Origin of the sequence: Algoriphagus boritolerans DSM 17298 = JCM 18970 (assembly GCF_900108085.1) — a bacterium.
Lineage (GTDB): Bacteria > Bacteroidota > Bacteroidia > Cytophagales > Cyclobacteriaceae > Algoriphagus > Algoriphagus boritolerans.
On record NZ_FNVR01000003.1, the window covers coordinates 256,887 to 279,267 of the forward strand.

A 22,381-nucleotide genomic window follows, 5' to 3' on the forward strand; every position below is an offset into this window, starting at 1 on the left:
TTTTTTTATTTCAGCGATTATAAAAACATTTCCTTAGCCTTGGCCACTACTTTTTCCAGACCTGCGAGATCTTTTCCTCCAGCGGTGGCAAAGAAGGGTTGTCCACCTCCTCCACCTTGAATTTCTTTGGCCAATTCCCGGACAATTTGTCCTGCATTGAGGCCTTTGGAGACAATGAGCGAATCTTGCAGGATCACCGCAACCTGAGGCTTATCTTCAATTTTCGCCGCTAAGACAATCAGTGAATTGCTCACCTCATTTTTGAGTTCATAGGCCAGCTTTTTCAGGGAGTCGGCATTTGGCAATTCTACCCGGGCGATGAGTATGTTTATTCCATCTCCCGGGACAAACTTCTTTAAAAGCTCATTTTTCACTCCGGAGGCTTTCTCCAGATGGAGCGATTCCACTTCTTTTCTAAGCTCATTCCGTTCCCGAAGTAATGATTCAAGTGCCTTCTTGACATCTTTTGGATGTTTCAACAGGTCCTGAATCTCTTTCAGCAATCCCTCCTGCTCTCGCAGATAGGCATCTGCTGCATTCGATGTAATCGCCTCAATTCTACGAACTCCCGCAGAAATCGAACTTTCGGAGATGATCTTGAACAGGCCGATCTGACCTGTAGAGGGAACGTGAGTTCCTCCGCAAAGTTCCACAGAGAAATTCTTGTCAAATGTGATCACACGCACAAAATCACCATATTTTTCTCCGAAGAGAGCTGTTGCACCCTGCTTTTTAGCCTCTTCGATCGGTACATTTCGCTGCTCCAACAGTGGGATATTTTCCCGGATCTTTGCATTGACAATCGCCTCAACTTTGGCGATCTCCTCTTCTGTCATTTTTCCAAAATGGGAAAAATCGAATCGCAATAGCCCCTCATTTACCAAGGAGCCTCGCTGCTGAATGTGGTCGCCCAATACTTCTTTCAAGGCAGATTGAAGTAAGTGGGTAGCGGAGTGATTGTTCATGGTCAAGGTTCGCTTCTCCTGATCCACTTCCGAAGAAAACCTTGCGTCAGGTTGCTGTGGCAGCTTTTCTACAAAGTGTACAATCAGATCGTTCTCCTTTTTGGTGTCGATCACTCGGATTTTTTCTGATGCAGAGATCAACCAACCCGTATCCCCTACCTGTCCGCCACTTTCTGCATAGAATGGTGTTTTATCCAACACCACCTGGAAACGGTCTCCTTTCTTATCGGTGATGGTGCGATACTTGATGATATGGGAATAGGATTCTGTAAAGTCATATCCTATAAATTCAACTCCGGTGTCTTCATGGACCAAGACCCAATCGCCTGTTTCCTGCTCGGAAGCGGCCCGTGAGCGGGTCTTTTGCTTTTCCATTTCATCTGCAAAGCCGTTTTCATCGACGGAAAAGCCATTTTCCCTCGCGATCAGGGAAGTCAAATCCAATGGAAACCCGAATGTGTCATAGAGATCAAAAGCCGTCTTACCGGAAATGATCTTCTCACCTTTTGCGCTTAAGTCCGATTTGATGGATTCCAGCATTTTCAACCCGTGATCCAAAGTCCTGAGAAATGAAGTTTCCTCCTCAAAGATCACTTTGGCGATGAATTCCTGCTGTTGCCGTACTTCCGGGAAAATGTCACCGAAGTATTCGGCAATCAATGGCGTCAATTCAAATAGAAACGGCTGCTGCAAGCCTAAGAAGGTGTAGCCATACCGAACTGCTCTTCTCAGGATTCTCCGAATCACATAACCGGCCTTGTTATTGGAAGGAATCTGACCATCTGCAATGGTAAAAGAAATCGCACGGATGTGATCCACAATGACACGAAATGCAATGTCTGTCTGCTCGTGGAGGCCATAGATCTTGCCGGATTTTTTTGAAATCGCATCCAAAAATGGGGTAAACAAATCCGTGTCATAGTTTGAGGACTTCATCTGAATGGCACGTACCAAGCGCTCAAAACCCATTCCGGTGTCGACATGCTTTGCCGGAAGTTCTTTCAGACTTCCATCCGCCAATCGGTTAAACTGCATGAAAACCAAATTCCAGATCTCGATGACTTGTGGATGATCGTTATTTACCAATTCCCTACCGGGAAAATGTGCTCTTTCGGAATCAGATCTAAGATCAACGTGAATTTCCGAACAAGGCCCACAGGGTCCTGTATCACCCATTTCCCAGAAGTTGTCTTTCTTTGAGCCAAGGATTATTCGGTCTTCAGGTACGATTTTACTCCAGAGTTCGGCTGCTTCAAAGTCTTTGTCCAGCTTATCACCTTCATCTCCCTGAAAAACAGAAACATACAAGCGATCCTTTGGAAGTTTATAGACCTCTGTCAGAAGCTCCCATGCCCACTCAATGGCCTCTTTTTTGAAATAATCACCAAAAGACCAATTTCCCAGCATCTCAAACATGGTGTGGTGATACGTATCTACTCCAACTTCCTCCAGGTCGTTGTGCTTTCCGCTTACGCGAAGGCACTTTTGAGAATTGGCCACACGCGAATATTTGGCGATTTCATTGCCGAGAAATGCGTCTTTAAATTGATTCATCCCGGCGTTGGTAAACATCAGCGTAGGGTCATTTTTAACGACAATCGGGGATGAGGGAACATACTGATGCTGTTTGGATTGGAAAAACTCGATAAAGGTGCTCCGGATTTTCTTTGCTTCCATGAAAGGGCTAAGTGCAGATAGTTCTAATTCTTATTTGAAGGACAAAAAGGCTCTTTTTATCGGGTGACAAAATTAACAGAAAAGGCGGGCTTCTGATGATGCGCACTAGGATTTTGAAATAATTCTGATCAATGATCAATTTTCAATGACCAATTTTCAAGGATCAATTTTCAAGGATCAATTTTCAAGGCTTGCCTTTCCTGTCATGCTTCTTGGCGGGTGACGATTGGATCTGAAAATTGAAAATTTATCAGACTTAACAGAAAATTGCTTTCCAAATCGAATTCATTGGTGAGTTGTTCTCCGAAAATCAAAATCCTCCTTACTTTTAGGGTAACTCAAGCACTTCCACCCATTTAATTCCCATGTCATACTTAGATCAGATTACTTCTCCTACCCTGTTAATCAATGAGCAGATTACCCGAGCCAATATCAAACGGATGGCACAAAAAGCCACTAAAAATGGTAAGAAACTCATTCCTCACTGGAAAACTGCCCAATCACACGAGATAGGCAATTGGGCCAAGGAATACGGAATCAAAGAAGTAACTGCCTCATCCATCAAACTGGCAGAATACCTCTGCGGACAAGGTTGGGAAAACATTCACATCGCATTTCCATTCAACATTTTGGAAATTCCCCGTTTGAATTACTTGGCTGCTAACAATTCACTCTCTATCCAGCTGGTGAATCCCGTGACTACCCAAAAGTTGGTCGAAGGGTTGACAAATTCAGTGGGCTTTTTTATCGAAATCGATGCGGGATATGGTAGAACAGGCGTTCACATTTCAGATTTTGGAACGATGGAGGAAATAATGCGGGTAGCCTCCTCTTCTGACAAATTGAAGTTTAAAGGGTTTTACCTTCATCCTGGTCACACCTATTACACTCCGGACAAGGCGGGCATCTACGAGCAAAGCCGTCAGGCACTTCACATGCTGAAAATCAAATACCAAAGTGAATTTCCCGAGTTGGTGACCCGGGTTGGAGATACTCCGGGCTGTGCAGTGACAGAGGACTTTGGTGATATTGATGAATTGGGCCCGGGAAATTTTGTCTTATTTGATCTGATGCAAGCCGAACTTGGCAGTTGTACAAAAGAAGATATTTCAGTTTGCCTGGCTGTCCCCGTGGTGGACATTAACACCGAGCGAAAAGAAATTCTCGTCCATGGAGGAGGAGTTCATTTGGCAAAAGATGTATTGATGGATGCCGAAGGAAATAAAAACTTTGGGGAAGTGGTATTCCTGAATGAAAAAGGCTGGACTATTCCGAGCGAGCGATCTTATGTCAAAAGTATTTCGCAGGAACACGGGCTGATCAAAGCATCTGATTCCCTCTTGGATTCGGCGAAAGTTGGCGATTTATTGGGTATTCTGCCTGTTCACTCCTGCATGACGGCAGATTGTATGGGCGAATATTTAAGTCTGGATGGAAAGAAAATCGATCATTGTGAAGGAGCAGCTTGGGAATAAATTATTGGGCAGACATTTCGGATAATATAGTTGAATCTAGAACAAAAACGACCTCATCTAAAAGTTTCCCCATTTATCCAATGACTTACCTGAGAATTGGCAGGAAAAATTATTTCAGGAAATTCGGGTAACTGGTAGTACCCAATAATGAATCCCGACCCAAAATTGGCTCAGCAGGATACAGAAAACATGGTCGTTTATATTATTTCCTCAGCGAAAAAATAGAGATCTAAATCAGCGGTTTATTCCGATTTTCACGGACAGGAAAATCCCACAATCCTACCAAAAATGTTAAAAATCTTTGCCCAACTCATTTCTGCATGCCTACTTATCAGCTTGGCTGGATCTACCAAGCAAGCTCCTACCCAAATCGAACTGGTAACCAACTACGGCACAATAATCCTTCAATTATCCGACGAAACACCCCTTCATCGGGATAATTTCATCAAACTGGTAGAAGCAGGAACCTACGACAGCTTGCTTTTTCATCGGGTAATCAAAGATTTTATGATACAGGGAGGTGATACGCAAAGCAAAACGGCTGATTCTGTAGCAAGACTTGGCAGCAGTGATCTTCCTTATCAGATTCCGGCCGAAATAGTGTCTGGGCTATTTCATAAAAAAGGTGCCTTGGCGGCAGCCCGAACCAATAATCCCGAACGCGCCTCTAGCAGTACACAGTTTTACATCGTACAGGGGAAAATCCAAAATGACAGCCTTCTGACCCACAATGAAGGCCGAATAAATAAAATGCTAGCCTATCATTATGGCATCAAAGATCCCGCAATTAAACCGCTCCTTGATTCCCTTGAGCGTGCACAAACTGAAAAAGACACAGCTTTGGTCAAAACCCTAACTTCAACCCTCAATACTGTGCTTGACAATTACCGGAATTTTGAAAAATACACCATTCCGGAAGCACATCGGCAGGTGTACAAAACCATCGGAGGCACTCCCCATTTGGATCAAAACTACACCGTCTTTGGTGAAGTCATCTCAGGCTTGGAGGTAGTGGATGCCATTGCTGCCGTGGAAACCAACCGACAGGACCGTCCGCTAGAAGATGTTCGAATTCTGAGTATGCGAGTCATTTTAAAAAAATAAAATAGCCTTCATTCAAAAGGGAATTGGCAATTGAGTACCTTCCTGAAAGTTAAAAAAACAATTAAACATCACTGATCATGGCAAAGCAACCTGAAGGCAAAAAGAAAGACGATAAGTCTAAAGCCACCAAAACGTTGAAAGAAAAGCGTGCCGACAAAGCCGCTAAAAAAGAAAGTAAAAAGCGCGATTGATCGATTTGTGCAGAAAATCAAACAGCGGAACTTCATTACAAAAGGCAGGTCATACTTGCCTTTTTTCAGTTTATAGCCAATCTGCAATTTCCAGTACTATTGAAAATTATTATTTTAGTTGAAATTTTATCCTATTCTTCCAATTCCGAAGTGGAACTCCTGATTATTTTATTGCTAGTCTTGCTTAATGGCGTATTTGCCATGTCCGAGCTTTCCTTGGTCTCGGTCCGTAAATTTAAACTCGAAAATGCCAAAAGACGGGGAAGCTCTACTGCCAAAGTAGCATTGGAACTGGCAGAAAACCCTACCAAGTTTCTCTCCACCGTGCAGATTGGAATTACGCTGATCGGTATTTTACTCGGGGTATATTCCGGAGAAAATCTCACTACCCTCTTAAAGGATTTCATTTCAAAAATTGAATTCCTGACGGAATATGCAAGTCCACTGGCAACCGGTATAACAGTCCTCGGAGTGACCTACCTTTCCATCGTCTTGGGTGAGTTATTTCCAAAACGTCTTGGCATGACCTTTCCGGAGCCCATTGCTATGTTTGTGGCAAAACCCATGCGGTTACTTTCAAGGATCACAGCACCTTTTGTATGGCTTTTATCCGTCTCCAATGATTTTCTACTGACCATCTTTGGCATCAAAAACATCTCTGAATCCAAAGTCTCAGAGGAAGAAATCAAAGCCATCATCAAAGAAAGTGCGGAAGGAGGAGAAATCACGGACATCGAGCAGGACATTGTCGAGCGCGTATTTGAATTGGGGGATCGGAGAATCAATACGCTTTTCACCCATCGCACAGAATTGGTCTATTTCAATGTCGATGATACCTGGGAGAAAATGAGCGAAAAAATCAATTCCGAAAAGCACGCTGCCTATCCGGTTTGTAAAGACAATGACCTCGATGATATCGTCGGGATGGTCTTATTGAAGGATCTTTTTGCCCCAGGAATTCAGCAGAACTTTGATATCCGTAAAGTCTACCGTAAGCCGCTTTTCATCAATGAAAACTCCTTTGCCTATCAGGTTCTTGAGCTTTTTAAGAAGGAGAAAATGCACTACGGGATTGTGATCGACGAATATGGAAGTACCATGGGTATCGTCTCCATGGATGATGTGATTGACGCCCTGGTCGGAGATGCCAGCGAATCTGATCATGAAGAATATCAGATCACCCAGCGGGATGAAAAGAGCTGGCTCGTGGATGGACAATTTGCAATCATTGATTTCGTAAAATATTTCGATCTGAATATTCTCTTAAAAACAAAGGGCTTTACCACGGTAGCTGGCTTAATGATCCATAAGTCAGCAAGCATTCCCGAAATAGGCGATAAAGTAATCGTCGAAAATCTTGAGCTCGAAGTCGTGGACAAAGACGGTCAGCGAATCGACAAAATCATGGTCAAGAGAATAGACGTGTAGGAAATTCATTTCGATTTGTGATAATCCCTAATTCAGAAAAAAATGGAAAATGGTGGAGGCTCCCTCCCATAGAAAATATGCATCAGCAATACTATTGCTGCCGGTATTCGCTTCAAAATCAGTCACTGCGTGGCTGTTTTCTCCCGATAGGTATCTGGACCCCCTAGTGGTGCTATGCCTCAGTCTCCAAACAGCCTGATTTTATTACACCTACCTTCCTTCCCGATATTCATTGAAACGGGCTAAAACGAAACCTAATGCATAGTTCCACCTAACTCCAAAGCGTTAGGTCAAGGACCTTACTTCCACCACGTCTTGGAATCCGCGATTAATCGAGTACTTGGCTCTTTTGGATAACATTGGGTATAAATCTATGCCTGAAAGTACAAAAATCCGGCATTTGATAACCGATGGAGGACGGAACTCGCGCGATTGAAGCTTAGAAAATCGAAATATAAAACGTCCGAATACTCAATAAAATAATTAAGATACCGACAGCAACCATGAGGTATTTTGGCTTGACCAACTTGCAGATATAAGCCGCAAAAGGCGCCGCAATGATTCCACCTAAAATCAACCCGAGCACAGGTGCCAGACTCAATTCTTTTACAAAGAACAAAAAAGTGGAAGCACTGGCCAGGGAAACGAAAAATTCAACAAAATTACCCGTTCCAATAGCATATCGGGCTATTTTTCCTTTACTCAGTAAGGTGCTGTTGACAATCGGCCCCCAACCCCCTCCACCGATCGCGTCTGCAAATCCTCCCGTAGTCGCCAATACGGGAAGGCTTCTGCTATCCCGGTTGAATTTTACCGTGTGATGACTTTTTCTGGCTTTTCTCAGGATCACGAATCCCATCACAAGCAAATAAACGGCAATGACAGGCTTGACAAGGTCCCCATCCACATTGGACAATAAGAAAGCCCCAAGCATCGAGCCGATTACTCCCGGAATCAGGAGTTTCTTAGCCAATTTCCAGTCTACATTTCCCATTTTCCAATGAGAAATACCCGAAGCCAAACTGGTAAAAACCTGCGCAAAATGAACCCAAGCCGAGGCTGCGGCCGGTGGAATACCAATACCCAAAAGAATCGAATTGCAACTCACCCCGTAAGCCATCCCAAGCGCACCATCAATGCTTTGTGCAACGAAACCCACCAGCAAGAACCAAAGGAACATCTCGGTATCCAATTCCCAGCTTTTGATCGATTGGGTTAGGGTCTGGGTGACCATCAGAAAAAAAATCATTCCTGCGAATGCAAAGAACATAGTCCAAAAAGGCTCATTTCTGAGTCGAAGGATGAGTTTCTCCATGGATTTAATAGGTTTGAAAGCGAATAAGAATCAAAAATAATACTTATTCCATATTCCCTACCATTTTTGTAGGATTATAATAAGAATTTTGAATTGGGTACCAACCCGGATTGATGAAGAACAGTGGATTTCTAAGAAAAGAGCAGAGACCTCAAATCACTCCCAAATAAAGCGAATCAGAAAACGTTCTTTTTTTGGAGTATGCGTTTTCTTGACTGAAGGCCAGATAAGCATGCCATGATTTATTCAAATAATGTGGATCCAATTTTAAAAGGTGTTCCCCTTTTTCTCTAGTATTTCCCAAATCCACCCATTCCACTGTCGTGTTATCCAAATCGTGAATCACAATAAATGCCCTATCCCATAGTTTTGCGCTTGATATATGGGAGTTGTTTCTCCAGGAAAACATTATTCCTTCAGCCACTTTTTCGGCCTTGGCATCTTCCGGAGGCATCAGTGAACCCCGACTTACTTTTATCAAAGCCGGATCGATTCGGTAATCTTTTCCATCGAGTGCAAAACAGTTTTTCCGGGTATAGGAAACACAGGCATGGTAGGGCAAACTCGCTCCAACGGTATATTCTTGGTAACCAAAGGCTATGGCTCTCCGAAGAGTTTTGAGATACTTTTGAACCATCGCAAACATTCCTTGCGACCGTTCATTCAGAGGAGATTTTCTCATCCGTTTTTTTGGACATTGGTTTGCTTATTGGGCCTTTTTCTGGTTATTCTAGGTCATATTTTTCAAGGTTATCAAAACCTGGTAAATAGATGCGAGTTTTTGATAGGCAGGGATTTGAAAAATTCAATGATGTCTTCAAAAAAAGTAAGGATTGAAGAGTGGCTCAAAGCTGCTTGTTTTAAAGAATATTTGGAGCTGACAGATGAATCGAGCATGACTAAAAAGTCACACACTGGCATGATTATAATCACTGGGAGATTCCATGTGGCCTAAAAGAAAAAATTATAAACACAATAAAAGAGTCAAAAGGACAATGTTGAAGTTGAAAAGTCAGGGAAAAATTTCAAAATCTCAATTTCAAATGCGGGCGGCAAACAAAGCCATTGGAAGGAATTTTATGATTTCAAAATTTGGTCTACCAATTTTCCCGGTAAAGAAAATGTGGATATTGAAAACTGGATTTTTTTAAACTATTAACTTGACCTTTAAGAGACACTGATTTTAGGCAGTTATTTCCTTCGCAAGTGCTTTACAAAATCATAAAAAGCCAAGACTGAAAACTTGCCACCCGCGATCTTGGCAAAGGCATTCAGGAGGAAATTGGTGGGTCAAGAAGTGAAGGAGTATTTGAGAGAGGAAGGGGAAGTGTTGATGGCAGCGGAGGAAATTGAAGCATATAAGATTAAATAGATTTTGATGAATGGCTTGATTAAATTAACCTATTGCTTAATTTTGACGTGAAAAGAAAGGCTGAACTGGTACAAATTTCAAAAGATGGAAAAAAGGCCCTTTACCTGGATGAAGAAAACTCCGGTGAAATCATGGCGTTTTTGAAATCGGATTCAGCAAACTTAAAAAAGTTCAACACAGCCGTCGAAATGATTTTAAACCATCAGGCTCCAAGAGATTTGTATGACAAGGAGAATTTTGAAAAAGGTTGTGAGAAAGTTACTGCTATTAAATTGTTTAAGGGAAAGAAAAATCCCAGAATATACTGTCAGCAGTTTACTGACGGAGACACGGAGCGATTTGTAATCATTGGGGTGGAACTTCTCGAAAAGAAGAAATCCCAAAAATTGACAGCAACAGAAAAAAGCATTATCAGACGAGTGTCCAAGTACGAGTACGACCTAAACCCTAAACCATGACAGATTCTATCAAAAAAGAATGGGAAAATCTCTTCAATGAGATTTCTCATGAGGACCGCGTTTCCTCATTGGCTGATGTATTGGCTTTACAGTTTTTGGGATTGGTAGATCGCAAGATGGAGCTTGAAAAAATCTCCAAAAAGGAGTTGGCCAAAAAAATCGGAACCTCTGCCTCCTTCATTACCCAGTTATTCCGTGGGGATAAAAAACCCAACTGGAACATTCTTGCAAAAATGTCCATGGAGTTAGGTCTGGAATTTAAAGTCATGACCGAGGAACTTCTCCAAGAGAAAGTACAGGAAGAGCTAATTGCCTACCATAAGCGATGGTCCAAGACCCAAGAATATTTAAAATTAAAAGAACAAGTCACCAATCCTCAACTGGTCATGGCAGTCAGCCAAACCGGAGAAGATGAATACGCTATGGCGGGATGAAAGCGAAATTTTCTCCATTACAACTATTGGATTTCAAGCTATTGGAATCCCATTACGAATTCATAGTTCCTAAAGACGAGGATGTCAATGTACCGGATCTTTTTCAATCCTATCCGGTGGATATTGATTTTGGGATAGGCAAAACAGAGGTAGAAGGTGAAATTCAGTTATTCACCAAAATAGAGGTGAATTTTGCCAAGAAAAAGCCTTTGGCAGGTTATAAGCTAATGGTGGAAGGAGGAGGAACTTTTAGAATCCAAGATCCCGAAAAAGTGGAAGAGAACTTAAGAAATAATCTAAGTCAGTTCTCCACTTTGAACATGATGATTAATAATCTTAGAAACATCATCTATCAGATCACCAACCTTGGTCCGATGGGTGGGTATTTATTGCCTCCGATCGATATTTCGCAGTTGTTGAGGGATAAGGCAGCAGAACAGGGTTAGGGATGAAACCCCATCAATACCTCCTTTTTCAATTTGTTTTAAAACACTTTGCCTTTACATGTCAGAATTTGATTTTAATGCTTTTGTAAAAACACTGTCTCAAGAAAAGTTGGCAGAGTTGGTGATTAGGTTTGCACCGGAATCGTATAAGGAGGAACTAAAAAACCAACACCTGTCGGATCGAGATGCTAAAGGAACCTTTGTCAGGATAGTGAAAAGTATTAAAGAACTTTTGGAAGATGAGGATTTGTGGGATGAGCCTTCGGAATTTGATTCCAATTTGACCGGATGGGCAGAGAAGCTTTCCGGACTTTGGGATAGATTCCGGGAAGAAACGGAGCAATTATTTGTTTTCTGCATCAAGCGAATCGAAGAAATCCAAGATGAAGGGAGACTATATCGGCATTGGCCTGAGGAATATTATGACGGTTGCGGCTTTTTGGCAGTGATCTAGCAGTATGCCAGGAGTTTACCTTTTAATCAAAAAATTGAGTTCGTCTCCAAACTTGAGAACATTCTCCAATCCTATGGGTATGACACTTTTTACAGCTATCCACGGGAGTTGGATCTGATATTTAAGGATTCCGATCAGGTCTTGTTGAAAGATTGGTTTTTGAAATCAGTGAAATCGGAGGAGAATTCCTTTCATAAACGCTACTATCATTTCCTTAAAGACACGCTTAGTCTAGCAGAAAGAGCCATAGTATTGGAGAAAATTTACCATCAGGAATCAAGCTTGTGTCTGGATTTGGTAGAAACATTAGTAACCTTAAAAATGCCTGGTACAGCCATAGTTTATCTAGAAGACCTGAGAAAGGTCAATCCAGATCCCTGGATTTTCACCCAAGAACTTTTCATCAAACTGGTCGAACTGAAAAAATCGGAAGGCTTGCCTTTTATCGAAGACTTGATTTCAGGATTAAAAAAATATAAAACCGATTCTCTACTTGAAAAATCCATTGAACTATGTCCCGAAAGAAGTTTGGAATTGGAGGCCTTGGTCAAATCAAACAGTCACTACTATTTTCTGAAATACCTGATCAAAAGAGAGAGAATTGAAGAAGCCCATCAACTTGTACTGACCAGCAAATCATTGGATGATCAGTCTGTCTTGAATTTTTTTAAAACCTACTGCGAAAAATATCCATCTGACTCAACGAACTATTTTACCAAACTTATAGACAAGGAGTTGGTCCACACCGGTGACCGACACTATGAATCGATTGTTAACTCACTCCAATACATTTTCAAAGTCAGTCCTTCAAAAGCTGTCGAGATTGCCAGTATGATCAAGCGAGATTACAAAAGAAGGAGGAATCTGGTTGCGATGTTGGAGCAAAAATTTTAAAAGGTGGCATTGGTGTGAATAAGTAGTTTAATTCACCTTTTAATCCGGGAGGAGATTTGGTTAACCAAATCCCAAATCCACCTCCGGATATTTTTCGAGAAGCTCAGGAAGGGTAATAACTGGTATTCCAAGAATGTCACAGATCGCTGGGATCTTTTTGAAAAGTTTTAAGTCATTGGCTGCGGGGGTTTCTTCCGTTACAAGATAGAATTCCTCCTCAGGGTTTTCTTTGAGCAATCGTTGGGCATACATAATCAGCTTGGCATCTGCCGAATCCAAAAATTCCTTTTTCTTTACCTCAAATTCCCCTTCAGTAAGTTTGCGGAATTGGAATGGGTTAGCAACAAACTGTTTTTTCAGCTGATTTAGGAACTTCGCGGGAGCTAGTGGGATTAAGTCTTCCGTTTTTACAATGATCCTATTTTCCTTTAAAAAGTCCTTGTCTTCCAGGTAGTCTAGCTTTTTCAAGATAGCCTTTTGCCCAACGTATTTGCATTCTTCAAACACCGCATCCAGAAGAATAATCTCTCTCGTTTCAAATTTCCGTTTTATTACCTCGAATAGAACACCTTTTTTATCAAACGGCAGATAATACCGAACCATACTCAACAAGGAACTGGTATCAATCAAGGCCCTCATCTCAGGTATTTTTCGAGTTGCTCGGGTTTGAGATGAAGGGTTTTGCAGAGTTCGTACTCATTGATCACTCCATCAAAAAATGCAGTTTGAATGGCAGAAACAAACAAAGGGGATTGGATGGGTTTTGCCTGGGCCCCCATGCTTGATTTCCCCATTTCCTTTTCCAATTCTCTTTTCTTTTTTTCCTGATCTTTTTTAGCCTGAATGGTATCCTCTAGCTCTTTTCTCATACGGCCATAGATCGCACCACTCATTTTCCCCTTGCGGACGAGGTAGGTTAGCATGGCTGTAAAGCTCAGATGGGTAGCTTGGGAAATAACTTTGATCTCCTCAAAGGAATAATCATTGGTCTTTCCAATTTCCGGCAATTGGTCCAGGACATCCAGTTTTTCCCCTGCTAAGAATGCAAAGGCGAAACTATTACACCAAGACTCAACCTTGGACGTAGTTCCTAAAGCAAAGTGATCGTAATCCATGGACTCGACCTCCTCCTGATTGAGCAGGTAGTGTCCTAGTTCATGTGCCAGTGTAAAAATTTCCCTCTTAAAATAATCCTGATTTCTCCGAAGTACGATGACGTTTGGCTGCAAGTAGAAGCCATCAATATTGACTTTTTGCTTCAAGTTAGGACTCTCTACAAATTCAAAAACCAGAATGTTGGAGGCTGCAAACTTATCAATCACGGCCTCGAGGAATTTCTTGGAGTCTTTTGGCACTTTCGGGTAAAGAGTTTCTCGGACTATTTTGGCAACTTTATTCGCATCTTCGTCAACTGAAAAAATGGGAAGTATCCGGTCCATCTTCAAATCTGACATCTTGGCCAAGCCAGACAAGGAAAGCTTCATCTCCTCGAATTGGGTGACGATCTTTTTTGAGGCGAGATTTAGGTCTGCCCCAAACTTTTCCTTTCTGAAAAAAATGCTGGATTCTTTGGATTGGATTGGTGGAGCAGGGTCCAAATAATAGGACAGCCCTTTACTGAAAATCTTATCTATTCTTTTCAGGTGATTGAGCTGAATTTCCGGTTGAAAAATATCCTCCCAATTCAATTTATTCTTTAACCCTTCACTCACTAAGTCCAAAAACTCATCCTTCTCCAGTCTGAACTGACGGATAAGCTGTTCTATTCGGGCAAAATTGTAAGGAGTAGTATTCAAAGCGTGGAGCTGATTTTATTGAAAGAACGCAAAAATAGGGGAATTAATCCGTTTTGGATTTAATCACTTCCCTATCAACTTCTCCAGCCTCGCCATCATCTCATCCTTTTCCTTAAGCATCCGCTCGTAAAGCGCGATTTTCTCCTCGTGGAGCTGGATGATTTTATCTATAGGATTAAACTGAAATTTGTACTGCTCAACATAAGCAGATGCTTCATCGTGAAAAGTATTCGCAATAATATTCACCGCCTGTTCTTCGTCAAAGTTCTTAAAAGCCTCTACGGGGAGTTTAAGCACTTCAGCAATCTGAGAGAGTAGGCTGGCTTCGATTTCTTCTTTTTGCTCGAGCAGGGAGATCTTTTTCTAGTTCCAGTCCTCCCCCAGTTCGAATGCTAAAGCTTCTTGCTTGATACCGAGCATTTCCCTGAAGCGTTTGAGGTTGCGGCCTTGGTGGATGGATTTGGATGGGGATTCGGTCATTGTATAGAAGGTATGATTTGCTATGTGGTTTTGAGTCTTATATTCGAGACTGATTTAATTAAGGTTTTAAATTCAGGTTAACCTGATCTTTTCCTTCGTTCTTTTGGCTTAACCCAAAAGAACCAAAATCCCGATAACTATCGGGACAAGATTTGCCAAAGCTCCCACCGCACGAGGCCAAACGCTGGCTCGCTGGCAAATCCTCCCAACGCGCCCTCCCGACCGATGTTTTGTTTACGAAGGCTATATCAAACGTAGTTTTACATTTTTGACTCATTTGGTGTGCAATTTACTGTCATTTACTTTTTTGTATGGTCCATGAATATTTAAGATTCGGACTGACAAACATTGGTGGCAATTGATTTTTTCGGTCTGTGAAAACACAGACCGCGGCGGAGGTTTTAGACTATATCAAATTTAAGAAAATCACCAAACGGAGGATAAAATGGGTATTTAATTCTTAGGTAAAATAGTTATATGGAAGGGATATTTTATCCAGAATGGATATCCGATATGACACAACCACAAGGATGATAAGTGAATTAGGTCTGAAAAGTCGTTAGTTCTACAAGAAATCAAATAGACTTCTTGTGTAGCTCTGAAAGAGCCTAACCATTCATGACCCTGTACGAAGTGCAGGGTTGATATTGAATCCACTTTCTTTGAGCCATGAAAGGGTGAAATCTCTAAGTATCACCCCTTTGGGGCTCTCTTTTTGATTGCAGTGGCTTTCCCCCGGCTACACCGGGGATTATGAATTATATCGATCCTTCGGATCTAAGACTTCCAAACTTTGACCTAAACTACTTTAATTAACCTACTGGAGTCATTGCGGACATTTATTTTATCCAAAATCGGAATAGCATAGTCGTGGGAATTTGAAAAAATTCGATCTACCATTTTTGAAACGATAATCAAACGCGATCATGGAAACCAAAAAACCAATTTCCCTTGAAGGTGTGATTAAAGAACTAATCCTTGCGGACCTTCGACACAGTCAGCTGATCTTCGGCTTGGAAGCACTCCAGCTGGCACCATTGGATTATCATTTTCTCAATTTATACCAGCTGGTTGCAAATTGGATAGGATTTAGGACGGATGAGGAAATGGATTCATTTATGGAAATCTATCAGTCTTTTATGTACAAGAGTACCTCCTATCCTGTTTCGCAGTATGGTTTGGATTTGAAACCTTTAGCTGATAAATGCTATGAAACTCTTCAATCAAGGGCTCAAAATCTAGGATTGAAATTTAATCCAAAGAAGCAGTTTTAAATCTTAACCTTGGGTAATCAATCCCCACAAATCGTCAAAACAAAGGCTGAAACTCGATCTCTTCCCGCTTCTTTTTGGTGAAATCCAGATTGTGGTATATTGCCAACCTGACCAAACCTCTGTTCACATAGTCAATTCCTGACGTGCGCTGCTGATAACTGAAGGTATATCCTCCCTGAAACTGTAGATTTTCATTCAGAATATATCCCAAACCCAAAAAGGTCCGATTCTCTTCAAATGGATTTCTGATGATTTTTTTTCCGGATTGAATAAAAATCTCATTGTTCAGTGAAGCGAAGATTGTTCCTTGCTGGAGTTTGTAATTATTCAGCGGGATGTAAGTCGCCAACTTATACCTCCAACGGAAAGAGAGTTCAAACGGAGAGCCTACCAGCCAATCCCGCTTCCAGCGCTGCTCGGTGCGGATTTGATGATAGACCTTTGCTTTGGACACAGATTGTACAAACAGCAACTGTTGCCAAAGGCGATACTGTGGCACTACCTTGTCAAAAGGTTCCTCCACATTGTCAAACTCGGGAGGAGCCCAGTAGAGCGGAGTCACAAAGCCTGCAGTCACCTCAAGACTTTTATCTATGATGTAGGACATTCCAAACCTGAGGTAAACTTGGGCAATATTCTGAACCAGTTGATCCCGGGTACGAAAGTGGTATTCGCCGTAGTAATACAACTTCTCCCCTACACGATATTTGGTATAAAGCCCCGTCCAAAGCTCACTTCGGCTGCTTGTGATTCGTTCTTCAGGATTATCCTCTTGCCCATAAGCAGGAAAAAAGCACATGGCAAACCCTAAAATCAATAGAAAGCGATGAAAAAAGTATTTGGTAACTATCTGAAACTTCATAGAGAAAGTAGTTTTTTAAGTTGGTTGATATTACCACCGGTTTTTACAAGTTCACGCTCAAGTTTTCGAGTATTTTTTTGTCGGAGTTTGGTCAGTTGAATCATGAGATTTTCAAGGTTGATCAAGTGTCCTTCGGCTACCTCATAGTCAGTGGTTTCCAAAAGCCCTTGGTATTCATACTTTGAAAGGGTGATGGCAGCCTGATAGAGATTTCGCTGTTCCAAAATCTCAAAGTCGGTTTCGAAAGTAAATGGATCAAACGTTTTCACAGTGAACATTTCGGTAATTTGATCATTCAGATTCACGACTTTTTCCAAATCCCCCATTCTATTGGTGGTAAACTGAAGCAGGTCCACAATTACATCACCTTGCGTGGCCTTCGACTCAAAGGACTCCAGTTGATTGTATTGATCCAGAAGTGCCTGATACTGACCGGAGGCCAGGTTGTTATAAAATGCCTCCACCAGTTCCCGGTGCTCCTGAGAGTCGAACTCCAAGCTGGAATAAAGGCTATCAACTTTACGTTTTCGATCCAAAATGGACTTCTCTATGCTTGCCAGGTTCTGATTTTGTCGGAATGCCTGTTGCTGTCTGTTGATGAATGCATCAAAGCCTCTAAACTTTTCCAGTTCGGCTTTCAAGTAGGTATTCAGATCGTCTGCCAAGCCCTTGGAGTTCTTGTATAGGTTGTAGGTCAGTGTCCTTTCGAGTGGTTTTGATTGAAACTCGTAAGAAATGGTTTCAACTTCCGGAAGCAAATCATCTACATTTTTTCTCAAATAAGCCTGATCGAAATAGTTGATTTCACCCGATTCGATGGTATTCAGGATAGGTTCCAGCTTTACCAGTTTTGCTTTTACATATTCCAAATAGGCCACGGTAAATGCCAGAGAATCGGATGAATTTTGATTTAGCTTCAAAAAATTGGAGTTGGAAGCCAAGTCCAGAAATGACTTCAATTGCCCATAGAGCTCCAACGATTCGTCAAAACTTTCCAGATCAGCTTCGGAAAGATCATACCTGAATCTTCGGGTCTGAATCGGTGATTTCACCAATTTTCCATCTTCCAAAAACCGGTCGTCTTCAAATTTCAGAATTCGAACCAATGCATCCTCCAGTAGCCTTGTCCCACTGAATTGTTGACGATATTCCTTACTTTGCTCTGCAAAACCATCGTTGAAAGTCAATCCAAAAAATTGTTCTGAAAGCGAATATTCGACCTCGAAGCCCTGATCAAGAGAATCCAATTTCTCAATCGCATCGAAAAAAACGACCTCTTCGAGCTTTTCACCCGTAACTTGATTGTTTTTTTGAAGGCCAATCAAAAATCCATTTTCATACCTTCTGATTTCTTTCATCCCCAACCCGTCTTCCAGGTATTCAAATTCCCAGGCACCATCCATCAGCCCTTCGGAATTGAGGTTTCCGGATATCTTGTAATATTCAGTCGGCCTGGAGTTTTCAAACAGTACCCTTCCTGTCAGGCGATCCTCTGAAAACATCAAATTACCGGTTCGGAATGTCTCTAAATAGGCTTCGTTCAACCAGGTTTTTTCCGAATAATTCAAAATGCCGTCGAGCCGGCCATCCGAATAATTAGAGTTCATCTCCGAAACTTTGCTGTCGAGATTCCCGACGATCTGCCTGTCTTTGACATCTTCCACCTGAATTCGATGCTCCTCCAGCCTATAGTTCCAGGCATTCACTTTTTTGTAGGCATCATAATCCCCCTTCACATCCAGCTTCACCAAATTATCCTTGGTGAGACTGTCCAGCTTTTTATAGGTGAATGAAAATGGTCCATCCAAAATGGGTTCATTTTCAGGAGTTAAATAGTAGGTAAATTTTGCTATTCCCCTGAGCTGATTAAATGTGTACCCACCTTGATAGGGCTTTAAATCCTGCGCTTGGCTATGCTGACCGAGTATAAAAAAAATGGTAAAAACCAATCCAAATTGAAATTTCATACGCTTTGGAAGTCAAATACTTTGCCAAATAAAATTCTGAAATCATTGACAAAATTAATGGAAAACGATTGAAATACGATCTTTTTATATAAAATACAATGAATCATTTGAAAATGTTATATTATTTAAAATAATATTTCGTGAAAACTGGAAAATTAATTGTTAGGAATAGCTATTTACTCCCGGTGAGTTATTATCAAGGAGAAAATTGGGTAAACTTGTAGATTTTATCAACAAATCTCCACACTTTATCAACGGACCTTTGCCAAAACCACGTAATCCAAGATTCTCAAGTGATTGTAACATCCTATATAAAATGGGTTGCAATAAGGCAACGTGGATTTGGGACCACCAAACAAGATTTTTTGGGTAAATTTACACCTCTTTCAATTTCCACCTCCCCTTCTTGAAGAAATACAGGGAAACCAAGGCATGAAAGGAATGACAAAATGCAATTGCGATAAAGATCCCCAGGTATTTCAATCCCATTGGAAATGCAAGAAAATAGGCTAAAGGCACTTCCATAGCCAAAAGAACTCCTGTATTGATCCAAGCTGGAGTGCGGGTATCCCCAGCCCCATTGAATGCCTGCGTGAGTACCATCCCAACCGCGAAAAACACATACCCAATTGAAATCACCCAAAGTCCCTGGGCAGCAATAGCTTGAACCTCAGGAATATCGGTAAAGAATCCAGCGAGTTGCTGGTTGAAAAGCAGGTAGATTCCAGTGACCGAAGCCATGAAGATTACATTATATCGGGTAGTCAACCAAACCGCCTTTTCGGCACGATCGACCTCTTTAGCACCTAGATTCTGGCCAACCAGTGTTGCCGCAGCACCGGAAAGTCCCCAGGCTGGCAAAATAGTGAAAATCAGTACCCGAAATGCAATCGTATACCCAGCCAAGGCCGCAGAGCCAAACTCGGCATTCATTCGCGTCAAGGCTACCCAGGAAATCGAATCAATCAGAAACTGACCCATTCCACCCAAAGAGAGATCAATGATTTTTTTGATGGTTTCCCATTTGACAACTAGATTTTGGCGAAGAATTTTGAGTTTATGTTTTCCGTTGAATAAATGATAAAACTGATAGACCACACCGATGCTTCTTCCGAAAGTCGTTGCAATGGCTGCTCCGTCCAAACCAAAACCCGCCCAACTTCCGATTCCGAATATCAAAAGCGGATCAAGGACAATGTTCAAACCATTGGCAATCCAAAGCGAACGCATCGCCAAGTGGGCCTGACCAGCTCCCCGGAAAGCACCATTGATCAGGAATAACAGCATGATCGCTGTATTCCCTGCGAAAACTATTCGGGCATAGTTGGTACCTGACTTCACCACGGCTTCCTCAGCACCCATTACCCGGAGTAGGTCCTCGGCAAAAAACCATCCACCCAAGCCAAGAAAAATGGAAATGATCATTCCCACCACTAGCAGTTGAAAAGTCGCCGTTCCGGCTTCCTTGTATTCCTTTTCACCAAATCGTCTTGAAATCAGTGCTGTTCCAGCCATACTAATCCCAAATCCAATGGCGTAAGTCAACACGATAACCGACTCGGTCAATCCGACGGTGGCAATCGCATGCTCACCAAGCTTGGCTACAAAGAAGATATCCACCACCGCAAAGGCCGATTCCATCATCATCTCCAAGATCATGGGAATCGCCAAAACGAAAATGGCCGTCTTAAGCGGCAGACTGGTAAAATCCTGCTCTTTACCGAGAATTGCATCTTTGATCAGTTGCCAGGTCATGTGAATTGAAAAATTAGAAGATTCTAAAATTGAAAGATTGGAAAATTTACTGTGTTGAGCGATCCCAGGACTTCATTTTCAAAATTACCGAGGGGCAAAAAAACAAAAAAAACCGCGATTTGCGGTTTTTTTAGAATTATGATTTTATTCGATTTTGTATTTCTGCCAATTTGAAAAATAGAGCGGTTTATTGGAGGAAGTGAGACTAGTATCTAATTTTCAAGACTTCTTCCGTTTGCGGTCTGCGGTCTTCAATCTCTTGATTCATTACTTGCCAGCAGAATTGTATTACCTTCTTATATAGTCGATTTTTCCGTTTTAATTCCCAATTTTTCCATGTGCGCTTCTTTAATCTTCCGACGAAGGATTTTGCCCACGTTTGATTTTGGAAGCTCATCGATAAAGTAAACCTCTTTCGGTACTTTATAACTGGTCAGGGAATTTTTGCAATGATCTATTACTTTTTCTGACGTGACCGAACTCTCCTTTTTGACTACGTATGCGACTACTTTCTCGGTTGACTTTGGATCCGGCATGCCGATTACTCCTACCTCAATTACCCCCGGACATGAAGCAATCACATCTTCGACCTCGTTGGGATAGACATTGAATCCGGATACCAGAATCATTTCTTTCTTTCGGTCTACGATTTTGAAAAATCCGTCGGCATCCATCACACCGATATCTCCTGACTTGAACCATTCGCCATGCATCACAATTTCAGTTTCCTCCGGGCGGTTCCAATAGCCTTTCATCACCTGAGGGCCTTTGATGAGAATCTCTCCCCGCTCTCCCAGAGGAAGCGGAGTACCTGCATCATCTGCGATCATCATTTCAGTATTTGGCAACGGAACTCCAATGGTTCCGATTCGCTCGGTCCCATCGATGGGATTACAGGAAGCAACAGGAGAAGTTTCGGTAAGACCATATCCTTCTGCCAAAGGGACACCGGTCACAGCTTTCCACTTTTCTGCGGTCGCTTTTTGCACCGCCATACCCCCACCGACTGCAATTTTCAATCCTGAAAAATCAAGTGACTTAAACGCTTCCTGATTGAGCAGACCATTGAAAAGCGTATTCACTCCTGTCATGACGGTAAACTTCTTTTTGGCTAACTCTCCAATAAAGCCCTTCATGTCTCGCGGATTGGTAATCAAGACATTATGAGCACCTATTTTAAACATCGCAAGACAGTTGACCGTCAACGCAAAGATATGATACAGCGGCAAGGCTGTAATGACAATCTCTTCACGCTCCTTTAGCTTTGGTTTCATCCAAGCGGAGATTTGCTGCATGTTAGCTACAATATTTCCATGCGTCAACTCGGCTCCCTTTGATACTCCTGTGGTCCCGCCGGTGTACTGAAGGAAGGCCGGATCGGACAAGCTCATCTTAGTGGGCTTGAAAGTAAATCCTGCACCTTTGGATAGCGTGGACTTAAAAGAAACCGAACCCGGCAGGGAAAAGGCAGGAACCATCTTTTTCACATGCTTTACCACCACATTGACTATAAATCCCTTTAAGCCACCCAAAAGATCCCCCAGCTCTGTAGTGATGATATGTTTTGCTTGAATTTCGGGTCTGATTTTCTCAAGATTTGACGCGAAATTTTCTACAATTACAATCACTTCTGCTCCAGAATCATTGAATTGATGCTTCATCTCAGCAGGGGTGTAGAGCGGATTGGTATTGACTACCACCATCCCGGCACGCAGCGCACCAAACATAGCCACCGGATATTGTAGAATATTCGGCATCTGAATGGCCACGCGGGATCCCTTTTCAAGCTTCAAAACATGAGTCAGGTAGTTGGCAAACCGTTCGCTTAGCTTATCCAATTCAGAGAACGATATGGTTTTTCCCATGCATTCAAAGGCCACCGCTGATCCAAACTTCTTTACACTCTCGTCAAAAAGATCAACAATGCTGGAGTACGCTTTGTAGTCCACTTCCTTGTCAACTGAAGCAGGATACTGTTTGTGCCATGAAAAATCGGTCATATCAGTGGTCTTTTGGGTGATTTATTAGATCCTC

The 22,381-nt window shown here is 42.0% G+C and carries 18 protein-coding genes and 1 pseudogene; 9 read left to right on the forward strand and 10 right to left on the reverse strand.

Annotated features, from left to right (window positions below; translation table 11 throughout):
- Nucleotides 1-17: 17 nt before the first annotated feature.
- Nucleotides 18-2,642 carry an alanine--tRNA ligase gene (gene alaS / locus C4S61_RS04870; RefSeq protein WP_103923666.1) on the reverse strand — a complete coding sequence of 875 codons (2,625 nt, stop codon included), beginning with the start codon at nucleotides 2,640-2,642 and terminating at the stop codon, nucleotides 18-20.
- A gap of 365 nt (nucleotides 2,643-3,007) precedes the next feature.
- Between alaS and C4S61_RS04875 the strand changes: the two genes are divergently transcribed.
- From C4S61_RS04875 to C4S61_RS04885, 3 genes are all read left to right on the forward strand, one after another.
- The gene (locus C4S61_RS04875) at nucleotides 3,008-4,117 is read left to right on the forward strand and encodes an alanine racemase (RefSeq protein ID WP_103923667.1); all 1,110 of its coding nucleotides are present in this window, start codon (nucleotides 3,008-3,010) and stop codon (nucleotides 4,115-4,117) included.
- Between the two features lie 288 nt (nucleotides 4,118-4,405).
- A complete protein-coding gene (locus C4S61_RS04880) occupies nucleotides 4,406-5,221 on the forward strand; it encodes a peptidylprolyl isomerase (protein ID WP_103923668.1) in 816 nt (271 codons plus the stop codon).
- 290 nt (nucleotides 5,222-5,511) lie between these two features.
- Complete coding sequence (locus C4S61_RS04885) at nucleotides 5,512-6,840, forward strand: hemolysin family protein (protein ID WP_235009802.1); 1,329 nt, start codon at nucleotides 5,512-5,514, stop codon at nucleotides 6,838-6,840.
- A 439-nt stretch (nucleotides 6,841-7,279) separates the two neighbouring features.
- On the opposite strand, the gene C4S61_RS04890 is transcribed toward C4S61_RS04885, so the two are convergent.
- Complete coding sequence (locus C4S61_RS04890) at nucleotides 7,280-8,155, reverse strand: sulfite exporter TauE/SafE family protein (RefSeq protein WP_103923669.1); 876 nt, start codon at nucleotides 8,153-8,155, stop codon at nucleotides 7,280-7,282.
- A gap of 151 nt (nucleotides 8,156-8,306) precedes the next feature.
- The gene (locus tag C4S61_RS04895) at nucleotides 8,307-8,837 is read right to left on the reverse strand and encodes a DUF6266 family protein (RefSeq protein ID WP_103923670.1); all 531 of its coding nucleotides are present in this window, start codon (nucleotides 8,835-8,837) and stop codon (nucleotides 8,307-8,309) included.
- A 722-nt stretch (nucleotides 8,838-9,559) separates the two neighbouring features.
- Between C4S61_RS04895 and C4S61_RS04900 the strand changes: the two genes are divergently transcribed.
- The 5 genes from C4S61_RS04900 to C4S61_RS04920 all read left to right on the forward strand — a co-directional run bounded on the left by C4S61_RS04900 (nucleotide 9,560) and on the right by C4S61_RS04920 (nucleotide 12,213).
- The gene (locus C4S61_RS04900; protein ID WP_103923671.1) at nucleotides 9,560-9,985 is read left to right on the forward strand and encodes a hypothetical protein; all 426 of its coding nucleotides are present in this window, start codon (nucleotides 9,560-9,562) and stop codon (nucleotides 9,983-9,985) included.
- Nucleotides 9,982-10,419, forward strand: coding sequence for a helix-turn-helix domain-containing protein (locus C4S61_RS04905; protein ID WP_103923672.1), 438 nt, complete (start codon nucleotides 9,982-9,984; stop codon nucleotides 10,417-10,419). Before C4S61_RS04900 ends, C4S61_RS04905 begins: the two co-directional genes overlap by 4 nt.
- Nucleotides 10,416-10,865: a preprotein translocase subunit SecB gene (locus C4S61_RS04910; protein WP_103923673.1), complete on the forward strand. Its 450-nt coding sequence runs from the start codon at nucleotides 10,416-10,418 to the stop codon at nucleotides 10,863-10,865. The genes C4S61_RS04905 and C4S61_RS04910 overlap by 4 nt, the downstream gene beginning before the upstream one ends.
- Before the next feature lie 58 nt (nucleotides 10,866-10,923).
- Nucleotides 10,924-11,319, forward strand: a complete 396-nt coding sequence (locus tag C4S61_RS04915; RefSeq protein WP_103923674.1) for a hypothetical protein — start codon at nucleotides 10,924-10,926, stop codon at nucleotides 11,317-11,319.
- A gap of 108 nt (nucleotides 11,320-11,427) precedes the next feature.
- Nucleotides 11,428-12,213 carry a hypothetical protein gene (locus C4S61_RS04920; RefSeq protein WP_160111204.1) on the forward strand — a complete coding sequence of 262 codons (786 nt, stop codon included), beginning with the start codon at nucleotides 11,428-11,430 and terminating at the stop codon, nucleotides 12,211-12,213.
- A gap of 60 nt (nucleotides 12,214-12,273) precedes the next feature.
- Here C4S61_RS04920 and C4S61_RS04925 read toward each other — a convergent pair whose 3' ends face one another.
- The 3 genes and pseudogenes from C4S61_RS04925 to C4S61_RS04935 form a co-directional block, all read right to left on the reverse strand.
- A complete protein-coding gene (locus tag C4S61_RS04925) occupies nucleotides 12,274-12,852 on the reverse strand; it encodes a DUF4411 family protein (protein ID WP_103923676.1) in 579 nt (192 codons plus the stop codon).
- Complete coding sequence (locus C4S61_RS04930; RefSeq protein ID WP_103923677.1) at nucleotides 12,849-14,009, reverse strand: ImmA/IrrE family metallo-endopeptidase; 1,161 nt, start codon at nucleotides 14,007-14,009, stop codon at nucleotides 12,849-12,851. The genes C4S61_RS04925 and C4S61_RS04930 overlap by 4 nt, the downstream gene beginning before the upstream one ends.
- 63 nt (nucleotides 14,010-14,072) lie before the next feature.
- Nucleotides 14,073-14,489: pseudogene (locus C4S61_RS04935) on the reverse strand (XRE family transcriptional regulator).
- 926 nt (nucleotides 14,490-15,415) lie between these two features.
- On the opposite strand from C4S61_RS04935, the gene C4S61_RS04945 reads away from it, so the two are divergent.
- Nucleotides 15,416-15,763: a hypothetical protein gene (locus C4S61_RS04945; RefSeq protein ID WP_103923679.1), complete on the forward strand. Its 348-nt coding sequence runs from the start codon at nucleotides 15,416-15,418 to the stop codon at nucleotides 15,761-15,763.
- Between the two features lie 34 nt (nucleotides 15,764-15,797).
- On the opposite strand, the gene C4S61_RS04950 is transcribed toward C4S61_RS04945, so the two are convergent.
- The 4 genes from C4S61_RS04950 to C4S61_RS04965 all read right to left on the reverse strand — a co-directional run bounded on the left by C4S61_RS04950 (nucleotide 15,798) and on the right by C4S61_RS04965 (nucleotide 22,347).
- Complete coding sequence (locus C4S61_RS04950; RefSeq protein ID WP_103923680.1) at nucleotides 15,798-16,625, reverse strand: DUF2490 domain-containing protein; 828 nt, start codon at nucleotides 16,623-16,625, stop codon at nucleotides 15,798-15,800.
- Nucleotides 16,622-18,592, reverse strand: a complete 1,971-nt coding sequence (locus C4S61_RS04955; RefSeq protein ID WP_103923681.1) for a hypothetical protein — start codon at nucleotides 18,590-18,592, stop codon at nucleotides 16,622-16,624. Before C4S61_RS04955 ends, C4S61_RS04950 begins: the two co-directional genes overlap by 4 nt.
- A gap of 375 nt (nucleotides 18,593-18,967) precedes the next feature.
- Nucleotides 18,968-20,347, reverse strand: coding sequence for an MATE family efflux transporter (locus C4S61_RS04960; RefSeq protein ID WP_103923682.1), 1,380 nt, complete (start codon nucleotides 20,345-20,347; stop codon nucleotides 18,968-18,970).
- Between the two features lie 296 nt (nucleotides 20,348-20,643).
- Nucleotides 20,644-22,347: an AMP-binding protein gene (locus tag C4S61_RS04965; RefSeq protein ID WP_103923683.1), complete on the reverse strand. Its 1,704-nt coding sequence runs from the start codon at nucleotides 22,345-22,347 to the stop codon at nucleotides 20,644-20,646.
- Nucleotides 22,348-22,381 lie beyond the last annotated feature (34 nt).

What these genes read in the sequence shown, in the direction of transcription:
- alaS (WP_103923666.1), bottom strand. Translation starts at nt 2,642, where the DNA reads ATGGAAGCAAAGAAAATCCGGAGCACCTTTATCGAGTTTTTCCAATCC.
- C4S61_RS04875 (WP_103923667.1), top strand. Translation starts at nt 3,008, where the DNA reads ATGTCATACTTAGATCAGATTACTTCTCCTACCCTGTTAATCAATGAG.
- C4S61_RS04880 (WP_103923668.1), top strand. Translation starts at nt 4,406, where the DNA reads ATGTTAAAAATCTTTGCCCAACTCATTTCTGCATGCCTACTTATCAGC.
- C4S61_RS04890 (WP_103923669.1), bottom strand. Translation starts at nt 8,155, where the DNA reads ATGGAGAAACTCATCCTTCGACTCAGAAATGAGCCTTTTTGGACTATG.
- C4S61_RS04895 (WP_103923670.1), bottom strand. Translation starts at nt 8,837, where the DNA reads ATGAGAAAATCTCCTCTGAATGAACGGTCGCAAGGAATGTTTGCGATG.
- C4S61_RS04905 (WP_103923672.1), top strand. Translation starts at nt 9,982, where the DNA reads ATGACAGATTCTATCAAAAAAGAATGGGAAAATCTCTTCAATGAGATT.
- C4S61_RS04910 (WP_103923673.1), top strand. Translation starts at nt 10,416, where the DNA reads ATGAAAGCGAAATTTTCTCCATTACAACTATTGGATTTCAAGCTATTG.
- C4S61_RS04915 (WP_103923674.1), top strand. Translation starts at nt 10,924, where the DNA reads ATGTCAGAATTTGATTTTAATGCTTTTGTAAAAACACTGTCTCAAGAA.
- C4S61_RS04925 (WP_103923676.1), bottom strand. Translation starts at nt 12,852, where the DNA reads ATGAGGGCCTTGATTGATACCAGTTCCTTGTTGAGTATGGTTCGGTAT.
- C4S61_RS04945 (WP_103923679.1), top strand. Translation starts at nt 15,416, where the DNA reads ATGGAAACCAAAAAACCAATTTCCCTTGAAGGTGTGATTAAAGAACTA.
- C4S61_RS04950 (WP_103923680.1), bottom strand. Translation starts at nt 16,625, where the DNA reads ATGAAGTTTCAGATAGTTACCAAATACTTTTTTCATCGCTTTCTATTG.
- C4S61_RS04955 (WP_103923681.1), bottom strand. Translation starts at nt 18,592, where the DNA reads ATGAAATTTCAATTTGGATTGGTTTTTACCATTTTTTTTATACTCGGT.
- C4S61_RS04960 (WP_103923682.1), bottom strand. Translation starts at nt 20,347, where the DNA reads ATGACCTGGCAACTGATCAAAGATGCAATTCTCGGTAAAGAGCAGGAT.
- C4S61_RS04965 (WP_103923683.1), bottom strand. Translation starts at nt 22,347, where the DNA reads ATGACCGATTTTTCATGGCACAAACAGTATCCTGCTTCAGTTGACAAG.